Below are 11,728 nucleotides of genomic sequence, written 5' to 3'. Positions count from 1 at the left end.
CTCCTACGGGGATTTGCATGGGGGCCGAAGTTTGTGGCGGGCACGGCACCTGTAGGAGCTGCCGAAGGCTGCGATCTTGGCGGCACTGAATTCCCCGCCGATGGGGAATTTTTCGTACAAGAAAATCAGGGTGCCAGCAGGCCCGTTCCCTTTCATTTGCAGGACATTTCCTAGATCATTCCGCTCGCTTGCGCCTGCCAAATCCGGTGGCTAGTCTTCGGTCCGTCACTGCATATCAGTGATCGGGTTTAGTAGCCCGGAACAATAGGCGCATAGCGTTTCATGCTCATGTTCGGCCCCTTGCCGAACACTGAATATGGTGGCTGTGCGCGGGGCATCTTCGGGTGCACCGGTTTTCCTATTGACCGGCCTACTAACCTGCGTACAGCCGCCACCCAACGTTTAGTAGGCGAAAAAGTGACGGCTCCAATGCAGCAATAGGAGCAACTTGCATGGATAAAAGCATCCCCGACCCACCGCCCGAAACATCCTCCAACGAAGCCTTCACCGCCGACCTGCTCAAGGACCGTTCCGCGCTGTATCGCGCCATCGATTTCCACCTCACCGGCAAGCAACACACCGCCCGCGATGAACTGCGGTTCTACAACGTCAGTGAGGATGTGAGTTTCGAAGACATCCAGCTCTATGTCGCGGATCTGCTGCGCTGTGCATCGGTCACGACGTATCAGTGTGGCGACCAGCTCAAAGGGGCGGACCGCGCCATGGTGTTTTCGGTGTGGCATTTGCTGGAGATTGCCAAAGCGATGATTGACCGTTCGATTGATTGCCTGGGGATGAAACAAACCTAGGGCAAGATCAAAAGATCGCAGCCTGCGGCAGCTCCTACCGGGTGTACGTCATCCCACGGTAGGAGCTGCCGCAGGCTGCGATCTTTTAAAGCGCCAAAGCGCTTATAGTTTGCATACCTCCAATTGCCTGCGCAGCCCACCATGAAACAAACCCCCGACGACCTCGACCAGATCACCGCCACCACCCTGGGCCATTACAACTCGGTGGCCGAAGGTTTTCGCGAAGGGACGCGCGATCACGATGTGAGCCAGAACATCGACGCGTTGCTGCGGAATATTCAGGGTGAAGCGCCGTTCAGCCTTCTCGATTTCGGCTGCGGGCCGGGGCGGGATTTGCAGACGTTTACGCGCATGGGTCACATCGCGGTCGGCCTCGACGGTTCGGAGAAGTTTGCGCAGATGGCCCGGGAGGACAGCGGTTGCGAGGTCTGGCAGCAGGACTTTTTAAAGCTCGATTTGCCGGCGGAACGCTTCGACGGGATTTTCGCCAATGCTGTGTTGTTTCACATTCCGCGCCAGGAATTGCCTCGGGTATTGAAGGAGTTGCGCGGGGCGTTGAAACCCGGTGGCGTGCTGTTCAGTTCCAATCCCCGTGGGGAGAATCAGGAAGGCTGGAATGGGCCACGGTACGGGGCGTATCACGATTGGCAGGCCTGGCAGGAACGGCTGACCGAGGCCGGGTTTGTCGAGTTGGAGCATTACTACCGCCCGGCGGGGTTGCCGCGTGAGCAGCAGCCTTGGTTGGCGAGTGTTTGGCGTCGCGCCGGGTAACGTGAAGATCAAAAGATCGCAGCCTTCGGCAGCTCCTACATCGGGATGACGTACATCCTGTAGGAGCTGCCGAAGGCTGCGATCTTTTGCTTTTAATTACGCGGCGCCCTTCTTGGGCTCGCGAATCTTGTACCAAGCCACATAAAGCGCCGGCAAAAACAGCAGCGTCAGCAGCGTCGCGATGATAATCCCGCCAATCATCGCGTAGGCCATCGGCCCCCAGAACACTTCCCTCGCAATCGGGATCATCCCCAAACTGGCCGCCGCAGCCGTCAGCAAAATCGGCCGGCGCCGATGTTCCGTCGCTTGCGCCACCGCATCCCACGGCGCCAGCCCTTCTTTCTCCAGCGCATCGATCTGCGTCACCAGAATCACCGAGTTACGGATGATGATGCCGATCAGCGCCAGAATCCCGAGGATCGCCACAAACCCCATCGGCGTGCCGGTCGGGATCAGCGCCAGCACCACGCCGATCAAGCCGAGCGGCGCGACGCTGGCCACCAGGAACAGCTTCTGCACGCTGTGCAGCTGGATCATCAGGAATGTCGCCATCAAAAACAGCATCAGCGGCACGACCTTGGCAATCGGCCCTTGGGCCTTGCCGCTCTCCTCAACGGTGCCGCCCGTCGCCACTTTGTAGCCCACCGGCAAACCGGCGGCGAACTTGTCGATGGTCGGTTGCAGTTGTTTCACCAGATCGGTCGGCTGAATCTCGTCACGCACCGCAGCCTTGATGGTGATGGTCGGTTTGCGGTCGCGACGCCAGACCAGCGGTTGCTCCAGCTCATAACGCACCGTGGCAAACGCCAGCAGCGGAATCGACGTCCCGCCCGGTGTGACGATTTGCAGGTTTTGCAGGGTTTCCGGCGTACCGCGCTCGGCATCTTCGGCGCGACCAACGACGTTGATCAGGTAAATATCATCGTCCACCTGAGTGATCGGCGAGCCAACGACAATGCTGTTCATCAGGTTGGCCACATCTTCCGACGACAACCCGAGTTGCCGCGCCTTGTCCTGGGCGATGTCGATGCGCAGGACTTTGCCCGGCTCGTTCCAGTCGTAAATGATTTCGCCGATGTGCGAGTTCTTGTCGAGTTCGGTGGCCAGTTCAATCGCGTGTTTGCGCACCTGATCGATGTCCTTGCCGCTGACCCGGTACTGAATCGGCCGCCCCACCGGTGGACCCATTTCCAGGGCCTGGACGTAACTGCCGATGCCGACAAAATCTTTGCGCAGCCGCTCGCGCAAGCGCTGGCTCAGCGCGGTGCGCGATTCCAGGCCTTTGCTGACGATGATCAGTTGCGCGTAGTACGGGTTCTGCAATTGCTGGTCGAGGGGCAGGTAGAAACGGATCGCGCCTTCACCGATGTAAGTGCTCCAGCGCACGATGTCCGGGTCGTCCTTGAGCGTCGCTTCGAGCTTGTCCACGGCTTTGCGGGTTTCGTCGATCGAGGCGTTTTGCGGCAGGTTGAGGTCGACGAGGATTTCCGGGCGGTCGGAGGACGGGAAGAACTGGTTTTGCACGAACTGCATGGAAAACACCGACGCCACGAACAGCGCGACGGTGATGCCGATGGCCCACCAGCGATTGCGCATGGCCCAGAACATGCCGCCATTGAACGCCCGGCCGATGCGACCCGGCTCGGCGGAATGCGGTTTCACGTTGGTGCTGAGGATGTGCACGGCGATCACCGGGGCGAACAACACCGCGACCACCCACGACACCAGCATCGCCACCGCGATCACCGCAAACAGCGTGAACGTGTACTCGCCGGCGGAACTGGCGTTCAAGCCAATCGGCACAAACCCGGCCACGGTCACCAGCGTGCCGGTAAGCATCGGGAACGCGGTGGAGGTGTAGGCGAACGTCGCCGCTTGCTCCTTGGTCTCGCCCATTTCCAGGCGCGTGACCATCATCTCCACCGTGATCATCGCGTCGTCCACCAACAGGCCGAGGGCGATGATCAGCGCGCCGAGGGAAATCCGCTGCATGGTGATGCCGCTGTATTCCATGAACACAAAGACCATCGCCAGCACCAGCGGAATCGAGCACGCCACCACCAACCCGGCGCGTACGCCGAGGCTGATGAAGCTGACGATCAGCACGATCACCACCGCTTCGAACAACGCACTGGTGAAGCCGCCGACGGCTTTTTCCACCACGTCGGCCTGGTCCGAAACGTTATGTACGCCGACGCCCACCGGCAGGTCGGCGGTCAGGTCGGTCATGCGCTGGTGCAGGGCCTTGCCGAATTCCTGGATGTTGCCGCCCTTCTTCATCGCAATGGCGAGGCCGATGGCCGGGTGACCGTTGAAGCGGAATTCCGGGGTCGCCGGATCAACGTAGCCACGGCTGATTTCAGCAATGTCGGCCAGACGATAGAAGCGGTCGTTGAGCCGCAGGTTGACGTTGGCCAGATCCTTCTCGGAAGCGAATTGCCCGGAAGTGCGCACGGAAATCCGCTCCGGTCCGGCTTCGATCACACCCGCCGGGGTCACGGCGTTCTGCGATTGCAGGCTCTGCACCACTTGCCGCTGATCGATGCCCAGCGCGGCGAGTTTGCGCGTGGAGAAATTCAGATAGAGGACTTCATCCTGTTCACCCACCATCTCGACCTTGCCCAGCCCCGGCACATCACGAATCGCGGCTCGCACTTGCTCGACATAATCGCGCAACTGGCGCATCGACAAACCGTCGGCGGTGTAGGCGTAGACCGAACCGTAGACATCGCCGAATTCGTCGTTGAACCCCGGCCCTTGCAGGCCCTTGGGGAAGTCGCCGCGAATGTCGTTGATCTTCTTGCGCACCTGGTACCAGATTTCCGGGATGTCCTTGGCGCTGGTGGTGTCGCGCAGGTACACGAACACCGTGGACTCACCGGGTCGGGTGTAGCTTTTCACATAGTCGAGGGAGTCGAGCTCTTCGAGTTTTTTCTCGATGCGGTCCGTGACCTGCTTGAGGGTTTCTTCCTGGGTCGCGCCCGGCCAGCGGGTCTGGATGACCATGGTTTTGATGGTGAACGACGGGTCTTCCTCGCGGCCCAGGTTCATGTACGAGAACACGCCCATCAGCAGCGCGACGAACATCAAATACCAGACAAACGACTGATGCTTGAGGGCCCATTCGGATAAGTTGAAACTCCCTTTCATTGTGGGCTGCCCTCGTCGACTTTAACTTTCTGCCCGGGTTTCAGGCTGTTCACACCGGCGCTGACCACCCGCTCACCGGACTTCACACCGTCGGCCAGCACCACCGTTGCATCGGTGCGGCTGATCAGGCTGACGTCCCGTGGGGAAACGGTTTGACTCTGCGGGTCGATGATCCAGATACGGGTTTTGCCGTCGGCCTCCTGAAGGGCGCTGACCGGCAACTCGATGCGCGGTTTGATGGCTGAGCTGAGGGTCACGCTGATCGCCGTGCCGAGGCGAAAGCCTGGCGGCGTGTCCGCCAGGGTCAGGCGCGCGCGGCGGGTGCGGGTCGCGCTTTGGGCCTGGGGTTCGATTTCGCGGATGGTCGCGGTGCTGGTGATGCTCGGGTCCAGTTGCGAGGCGACCTGGAACACCACGTCGGCGGGCAATTGATCGACCAGAGTGTCGGGCAGGTCGATCACCGCTTCCTTGATGTCCGGTTGCGCCAGGGTCACCACTTGCTGGCCGGCGGTAACCACTTGCCCGGCCTCGGCATTCCACGCAGTGACGATGGCTTTGTGATCGGTGCGCAGTTCGACGTAGTTGAGCTGATCTTTGGCCTGGCTGACCGAGGCCTTGGCCTGATCGAGGGAGGCCTGGGTGGTTTTCAGGTCGGTTTGGGCAATGTCCAGTTGTGCCTGGGCGCCGACGCCACGATCAAACAATTGCTGCTGGCGACGGGCGCTGGCCTGGGCATTGATGAATTGCGCCTGAATGCGCGCCAGATCACCTTCGGCCGAGCGCAACTGGTTCTGCTGATCGGTGGGGTCGAGGGTCGCGAGCAAGGCGCCCTTCTCGACTTCGGCGCCGACATCGACATTACGGCTGGCAATCCGCCCCGGCACCCGGAAGCCGATGTTGCTTTCGTAGCGCGCTTGAATATTGCCGGCGAAGCGGCCGAGGTCTTCCTGATTCAGCGCTTTGACTTCAACCGACAGCACCGGGCGTACAGGCTCCGGCGGCGGTTCCTTTTTTGAGCAAGCGACCAGCAACAGGCCGGCGGACAACAGCATCAGGCGCTTCATTGGTCGGCTCCCGGTGCCAGATCCTTGTAGGTGTTCTCGGCGATTTCCACTTTCATTCCCGGGTGCAGTAACTGGCCGCCGGCGATGATGACTTTTTCGCCGCCGTCCAGACCGCCGCTGATGATGACTTTGCCGGTCAGGTAACGACCGACGGTGACGGTGTGCAACTGTGCTTTTCCGTCGGCGTCCACCAGCCACACGGCCGGGTCGCTGAGGTTTTTGGTCAGGGCTGACCAGGGCAATTCAACGGCGGATTTGCCCGGCGTCTTGGCGGTGGCGCTGACCACCGAGCCGAGTTGCATGCCGTCGGGCAGGCCGTTGAGACTGACTTTGACTTGTACGGTGCCGGTTTGCGCGGACACCGCTGGCGTGATTTCCCTGACGGTGCCGGTGGTTTTGATCGCCGGGTTGTCGAGCAGGCTGACCACCACCGATTTGTCCGAGGGCGGTTCGGCCAGCAGCGACTCGTAGACGTTGAACACGGCGTCGCGCTCACCGTCCCGGGCCAGGCTGAAAATCGGCACCGTGGCTTGCACCACTTGGCCGACTTCGGCCTGGCGCGCAGTAATCACGCCGGGGGCTTCGGAGATCAGCGAGGTGTAGCTCAGTTGCTCACGGGCATTGGCCAGTTGCGCCTGAGCGGCGGTCAGGGCGCTTTGGCTGCTGCGCAACGCGGCTTGAGCGGCATCGTATTCACTTTGGCTGGTGTAGCCCTTGGGCAGGAGTTTTTGCTGGCGCACGAACGCAGCGGCGGTCTGTTTGACTCGCGCCTGTTCGGCAGTGACTTGGGCCTGGGCCGAATCGACGTTGGTCTGCAAGTCTTTCGGGTCGAGTTTGGCGAGCACCTGTTTGGCGGACACCCGATCACCGACATCGACCATGCGCTGGATGATCTTGCCGCCGACGCGGAACGACAACTCGGTCTGCACCCGGGCCTGGACATCGCCGGTGAGGGTCACCGACGCGGCGTAATCCGCGGGTTTGACCGCCTGCACGAAGACTCGCGGCAGGTCTTTCTCGACCGGTTTCTTATCGCCGCAAGCGGCCAGCAGCGCGCAAACGCCCAGGCTCATTATTATTTTCAAACCGGTACCCGCCATGCAGACTCCTTTTCGTTGTACGAACGTGCAAGTGACGATACGACTGTGAGCTTAGAACAGGGTTCCACCTTCGCCCGCAGGAATGGGCATTTCCCCCGTAGGAGCTGCCGAAGGCTGCGATCTTTTGATCTTGATTTTCTAAAAGCAAAAGATCGCAGCCTTCGGCAGCTCCTACAACGTTAATTCGCTGACGCGGTTATCCTGATGCCGATTCGGGCCACAGAGAACGTCCCACATGCTCAAAACCCTCGCGGTGGCCAATTACCGCTCGATCAATAAATTGGTGATCCCGCTGGGTCGGCTGAACTTGATCACCGGCCCCAACGGCAGCGGCAAGTCCAACCTCTATCGCGCCTTGCGCCTGTTGGCGGAAACCGCCCAGGGTGGCGTGGTGAATGCGCTGGCCCGTGAGGGCGGGCTGGATTCGACGTTCTGGGCCGGGCCGGAAAACATTACCCGGCGCATGCGCAATGGCGAAGTCCCGATCGAGGCCACCGTGCGCCACGGCGTCAAACGCCTGCGCCTGGGGTTTGCCGGGGAAGATTTCAGCTATTCGATTGCCTTGGGCCTGCCGGCGCCGACTCGCTCTTACTTCGCCCTCGACCCGGAAATCAAAAAGGAATGCATCTGGTCCGGGCCGTTCTACCGCCCCGCCAGCCTGTTGGTGGACCGTGAAGGGCCGATGATTCGTGCCCGCGAGGGTCGCAGTTGGGAAGTGCTGGCCCAGCACACGCCGAATTTCGACAGCCTGTTCGATCAGGTCGGCAGCTTCCGCACCTCGCCGGAAGTCATGCAGTTGCGCGAGTTCATCCGCCGCTGGCGCTTCTACGATCACTTTCGTAGCGACGCCGATGCGCCGGTGCGCCAACCGCAACTGGGCACGCGCACGCCGGTGTTGCATCACGATGGGCGTGATCTGGCGGCGGCGTTGCAAACCATTCGTGAAATCGGCGATCCCGAGGCATTGCAGACCGCTATCAGCGATGCCTTCCCCGGCGCACGACTGAACATCGCGCCGTTGCAGGGCGGCCGGTTTGCGATTGAGTTTTATCAGGAAGGGTTGCTGCGGCCGTTGTCGGCGGCGGAACTGTCGGACGGGACGTTGCGTTATTTGCTATTGGTCGCGGCGTTGCTGACCCCTCGCCCACCGACGCTGATGGTGCTGAACGAGCCGGAAACCAGTCTGCATCCGGATTTGTTGCCGGCGTTGGCACGGTTGATTATTCGCGCGTCCGAGCAGTGTCAGGTGTGGGTGGTGTCCCATGCCCGGCGGTTGATTTCGGCGTTGCAGGAAGACCCGGAGTGCAATTGCATTGTGCTGGAGAAAAACCTGGGCCAGACCGGGATTGTCGGGCAGCGGGTGCTGGATGAGCCGGCGTGGTATTGGCCGGATTGATTTGAAAAGCGGAAAAGATCGCAGGCTTCGCCAGCTCCTACACGGGAATGCGTACCCCCGTAGGAGCTGCCGAAGGCTGCGATCTTTTCAACGGTCAATTACGACTTAGGCCGATCACCCCTGCCACTTCCCGCCTTCAACAATCACGCTCTCAGGCTTGGTGTCATCGCTCAATTCTTTACGCACGTATTGGTCGTACAGCTTGAGCAGGTACTTCTCTTCTCCCAACTTCGCCAACTCGGTGTTCACCCAGTCGCGCAGTTCGATGTTGCCCTTCTTCACCGCTGGCGCAATTGGTGCTTCGGCGCCCAGGGTCTGGGCCAGCACACGGTAGCCAGGGTTTTGCTTGGCCCAGCTGAACAGCACCAGGTTGTCTTGGGCATAGGCATCGCCGCGACCATTGGCCAGGGCTTGCAGGGACTCGGAGTTTTTCTCGAACTTCAGCAGTTTCCAGTCCGGGTGGTTTTTAGTCAGCCAGATATCAGCCGTAGTGCCGGTGGTGACGATGGTGGTGCGGGTGGCCAAATCATCGAGGTTCTGCACCGAACTGCCCTGGGGCACCAGCGCTTGTACCGCCACTTTGAGGTTCGGGTTGGTGAATTCCACCGCTTCCTTGCGCTCCGGGGTCACGGTCATGTTGGCCAGGATCAGGTCGACCTTGTCGCTTTGCAGGAACGGAATCCGGCTGGCCGGCTCCACCGCCACGAACTCGACTTTGTTTTCATCGCCGAGCAGATCCTTGGCGAATTGGCGGCCGATGTCGGTATCGAAGCCAACATAGCGCCCCGCCTCATCGACAAAACCAAACGGCGGCTTATCGGTGAACACGCCGACGATCAACTTGTCCCGGGCCTTGATTTTGTCCAGATAGCTGGCGGTTGCCGCGCTTTCGCTGGCGACTTTGGGCTTTGGTGGCTCTTCGGATTTGTTGCACCCGGCCAGCAGTGCGAGGCCGAGCAGCGGCAGTAAAAAGAGTGAAGACTTGGCAGTTTTCATAGCAGTTCCAGTTCCTTTGTTTGAGTCTTTTTGGGCAGGGCTTCGACGTAGGAGAATTTCTCCAGGAACTGCTGCGCTCGTGCGGTTTGCGGGTTCGTAAAGAAAAGCTCGGGAGGGTTTTGCTCAAGAATGCGCCCGGCATCCATGAACACGATGCGGTCGGCCACCGCGCGGGCGAAGGCCATTTCGTGGGTGACGATCAACAGCGTCATGCCTTCGCGGGCCAGGCCCTGAATCACTTCCAGCACTTCCTTGACCATTTCCGGGTCGAGGGCGGCGGTGACTTCGTCGAACAGCATCACTTTGGGGTTCATGCACAGCGAACGGACGATAGCGATACGTTGCTGCTGCCCACCGGAGAGCTGACGCGGGAAGGCATCGCGCTTGTCCGACAGGCCCACCCGCGCCAACAAGGCTTCGGCCTGTTCACGGGCTTCGCGGCGCTCACGTTTTTGCACTTTCAGCGGGCCGAGCAGCACGTTGTCGAGCACGCTCATGTGCGGGAACAGGTGATAACTCTGGAACACCATGCCGATCTGCTGGCGCACCTCGCGCCAGTCGGTGCCCTTGTCCAGCAGTTCGCGACCGTTGAAGGTCAGGCTGCCGCTGTGGGCGACTTCCAATCCGTTAAGGCAGCGCAGCAAGGTGCTTTTGCCACAGCCGCTGGGGCCGAGGATGACGATCACTTCGCCTGATTTCACTTGCAGGTCGATCTCTTTGAGCACCTGTTGCTCGCCGAAAAACTTGTTGAAGCCCTTGAACTCGATCAATGCGCTCATGCTTGCGTCCAGCGCCGCTCCAGCACGCGCGAGGCGGCCGAGAGCGGGTAGCAGATGAAAAAGAAAAACAGGAACAGGGCGCCGTAGATCAGCACCGATTCGTAGGTGCGCTCGATGATCTGCTGGCCGACCTTGATCACGTCCACCACGCCGATCAGCACGGCCAGGGAACTGGTCTTGATGATCCGCGTGTAGACGTTGATGGTCGGCGGCGTCATGCGTTTCAGCGCCTGGGGCAGCAGCACGTAGCCGAACAGTTGCGGGCCGTTCAGGCCAATCGACAGGCCTGCTTCACGCTGCCCGCGCGGCAACGACAGCAACGCGCCGCGCACCACTTCGCCGACCTCGCTCGCGCCCCACAGCGACAGCACCAGCACCGCGCACCAGAAACTCGGAATGCTCAGGCCAAAGAAAATCGGCAAGCCGAAAAACAGCAGGTAGAGCCAGACCAATACCGGGATCGCCCGGAACAGTTCCAGGTAAACCCGCAGGATCGCGTTCAGCCATGTCGAATTCAGCGTGCGCAACACGCCGTAGAGCACGCCGCCGACGGTGCTGATGGCGATGCTCAGAAACGATATCGATAAGGTTTGCACAGCGCCCTTGCCCAGTTGCGGCAACGACACCCACAACAACTCAAGACCCGAACTGGCCATGCTGGAGCCTCCTTTCCAGACGGCTGAGCAGCAGCGACAGCGGCAAGAACAACAGCACGCAAATCAGCGTCAGCACGGCGAGCATTTCGTAGGTTTTGTAGTAGAGCGCGATGTAGCTTTTGGTGGTGTAGAGAATCTCTGGCACCGCCACCGCCGAAACCACGGTGGTTTCCTTGAGCAGAAAAATGAAATTGGCGAACAGCGACGGCAGGCTGAGGATGCCGGCTTGCGGCAGGATCACGTAGCGCAACAATTGGCCGTGGGACAAGCCGATGGAGCGCCCGGATTCGAGCTGTGCTTGCGGCACCGCGTCCACCCCGGCGCGCAGCACTTCGGTGAGGTAAGCGCCACCGAGGAAGGTCATGGTGATGATCGCCGCCGCAAACCCGGAAACACTGATGCCCAGTGCCGGTAAGGCGAAGTAGACGAAGAACAGTTGGATCAGCAACGGCGTGTTGCGCGCCAGTTCCACGTACAGCCCGACCAGGCGCTGCAAGTAAGGCGTGCGGAACACCAGGATCGTCGCGTTGATCAGCGCCACCAGCAGCGAGGTGCCGATGGCAATGAAGCCGACCTGCAGCGTCACGCCCACGGCGTTGAGAAACGCCGGCAGGGTGCTGAGGATAAAAGCGTAATCGAAGGTCATTGAACATCCTGAACGCCGCTCGGTAAGCGACGGTGGTGCAGTCCATGGGCAGTGGATAACCACCCGGCAGGAAGCGACTTTAAAGGCATAAGAAGAAGAATTTAAATACCGTTAAAGCATATTGATATCACGCAAAAAACTATCTCGCGGATTTGCCGAGGCAACGGAACACGACTATTTTCCTTTGCGCTGTAGGAAGGATCTTTTTTTCAGAAAGGCCCTCCAAGGACGTACAGCTTTTGGCCAGACTCCCGGCCAACCCATCACAAGGAAGAGAAAAATGGCGGACGTAAAAGTGCCACAGCGGCTGGACCCGCAGGACATCGTGAAGTTGCTGGTGGCGTTGCGCAGGGCGTTGAAG

The 11,728-nt window shown here is 60.3% G+C and carries 10 protein-coding genes; 3 read left to right on the top strand and 7 right to left on the bottom strand.

Annotated elements, in window-relative coordinates; translation table 11 throughout:
* Positions 1-452 precede the first annotated feature (452 nt).
* On the top strand, positions 453-809 hold the full coding sequence (locus tag V5E99_RS15000) for a DUF6124 family protein (protein WP_499803128.1): 357 nt from the start codon (positions 453-455) through the stop codon (positions 807-809).
* 141 nt (positions 810-950) lie between these two features.
* Positions 951-1,580: a class I SAM-dependent methyltransferase gene (locus tag V5E99_RS14995; protein WP_499803127.1), complete on the top strand. Its 630-nt coding sequence runs from the start codon at positions 951-953 to the stop codon at positions 1,578-1,580.
* A 96-nt stretch (positions 1,581-1,676) separates the two neighbouring features.
* On the opposite strand, the gene V5E99_RS14990 is transcribed toward V5E99_RS14995, so the two are convergent.
* Genes V5E99_RS14990 through V5E99_RS14980 form a run of 3 tightly spaced genes read right to left on the bottom strand, consistent with a single transcriptional unit; the run spans position 1,677 to position 6,894 of the window.
* Complete coding sequence (locus V5E99_RS14990) at positions 1,677-4,730, bottom strand: efflux RND transporter permease subunit (RefSeq protein ID WP_499803126.1); 3,054 nt, start codon at positions 4,728-4,730, stop codon at positions 1,677-1,679.
* Positions 4,727-5,794 carry an efflux RND transporter periplasmic adaptor subunit gene (locus tag V5E99_RS14985; protein WP_499803125.1) on the bottom strand — a complete coding sequence of 356 codons (1,068 nt, stop codon included), beginning with the start codon at positions 5,792-5,794 and terminating at the stop codon, positions 4,727-4,729. The genes V5E99_RS14990 and V5E99_RS14985 overlap by 4 nt, the downstream gene beginning before the upstream one ends.
* Entirely contained in the window at positions 5,791-6,894 is a 1,104-nt protein-coding gene (locus V5E99_RS14980) for an efflux RND transporter periplasmic adaptor subunit (RefSeq protein ID WP_499803124.1), read from the bottom strand. The genes V5E99_RS14985 and V5E99_RS14980 overlap by 4 nt, the downstream gene beginning before the upstream one ends.
* 235 nt (positions 6,895-7,129) lie before the next feature.
* Between V5E99_RS14980 and V5E99_RS14975 the strand changes: the two genes are divergently transcribed.
* The gene (locus V5E99_RS14975) at positions 7,130-8,290 is read left to right on the top strand and encodes an AAA family ATPase (protein ID WP_499803123.1); all 1,161 of its coding nucleotides are present in this window, start codon (positions 7,130-7,132) and stop codon (positions 8,288-8,290) included.
* A gap of 114 nt (positions 8,291-8,404) precedes the next feature.
* Here V5E99_RS14975 and V5E99_RS14970 read toward each other — a convergent pair whose 3' ends face one another.
* Genes V5E99_RS14970 through V5E99_RS14955 form a run of 4 tightly spaced genes read right to left on the bottom strand, consistent with a single transcriptional unit; the run spans position 8,405 to position 11,367 of the window.
* Positions 8,405-9,286: a transporter substrate-binding domain-containing protein gene (locus V5E99_RS14970; protein ID WP_499803122.1), complete on the bottom strand. Its 882-nt coding sequence runs from the start codon at positions 9,284-9,286 to the stop codon at positions 8,405-8,407.
* Positions 9,283-10,065, bottom strand: coding sequence for an amino acid ABC transporter ATP-binding protein (locus V5E99_RS14965; protein WP_499803121.1), 783 nt, complete (start codon positions 10,063-10,065; stop codon positions 9,283-9,285). Before V5E99_RS14965 ends, V5E99_RS14970 begins: the two co-directional genes overlap by 4 nt.
* Positions 10,062-10,721, bottom strand: a complete 660-nt coding sequence (locus tag V5E99_RS14960) for an amino acid ABC transporter permease (RefSeq protein WP_499803120.1) — start codon at positions 10,719-10,721, stop codon at positions 10,062-10,064. Before V5E99_RS14960 ends, V5E99_RS14965 begins: the two co-directional genes overlap by 4 nt.
* Positions 10,702-11,367 (bottom strand): amino acid ABC transporter permease, encoded by a 666-nt coding sequence (locus V5E99_RS14955; RefSeq protein WP_499803119.1) that lies wholly within the window; start codon positions 11,365-11,367, stop codon positions 10,702-10,704. Before V5E99_RS14955 ends, V5E99_RS14960 begins: the two co-directional genes overlap by 20 nt.
* Positions 11,368-11,728 lie beyond the last annotated feature (361 nt).

The organism is Janthinobacterium sp. LPB2021202312-11-4, assembly GCF_037049705.1.
Lineage (GTDB): Bacteria > Pseudomonadota > Gammaproteobacteria > Pseudomonadales > Pseudomonadaceae > Aquipseudomonas.
This window is presented reverse-complemented; position numbering and strand designations above follow the sequence as displayed.

Excerpts from the sequence above, each read along its gene's own strand:
- V5E99_RS14960 (WP_499803120.1), bottom strand. The coding sequence starts at position 10,721 with ATGGCCAGTTCGGGTCTTGAGTTGTTGTGGGTGTCGTTGCCGCAACTG.
- V5E99_RS14980 (WP_499803124.1), bottom strand. The coding sequence starts at position 6,894 with ATGGCGGGTACCGGTTTGAAAATAATAATGAGCCTGGGCGTTTGCGCG.
- V5E99_RS14965 (WP_499803121.1), bottom strand. The coding sequence starts at position 10,065 with ATGAGCGCATTGATCGAGTTCAAGGGCTTCAACAAGTTTTTCGGCGAG.
- V5E99_RS14955 (WP_499803119.1), bottom strand. The coding sequence starts at position 11,367 with ATGACCTTCGATTACGCTTTTATCCTCAGCACCCTGCCGGCGTTTCTC.
- V5E99_RS14970 (WP_499803122.1), bottom strand. The coding sequence starts at position 9,286 with ATGAAAACTGCCAAGTCTTCACTCTTTTTACTGCCGCTGCTCGGCCTC.
- V5E99_RS14985 (WP_499803125.1), bottom strand. The coding sequence starts at position 5,794 with ATGAAGCGCCTGATGCTGTTGTCCGCCGGCCTGTTGCTGGTCGCTTGC.
- V5E99_RS14990 (WP_499803126.1), bottom strand. The coding sequence starts at position 4,730 with ATGAAAGGGAGTTTCAACTTATCCGAATGGGCCCTCAAGCATCAGTCG.
- V5E99_RS15000 (WP_499803128.1), top strand. The coding sequence starts at position 453 with ATGGATAAAAGCATCCCCGACCCACCGCCCGAAACATCCTCCAACGAA.
- V5E99_RS14975 (WP_499803123.1), top strand. The coding sequence starts at position 7,130 with ATGCTCAAAACCCTCGCGGTGGCCAATTACCGCTCGATCAATAAATTG.
- V5E99_RS14995 (WP_499803127.1), top strand. The coding sequence starts at position 951 with ATGAAACAAACCCCCGACGACCTCGACCAGATCACCGCCACCACCCTG.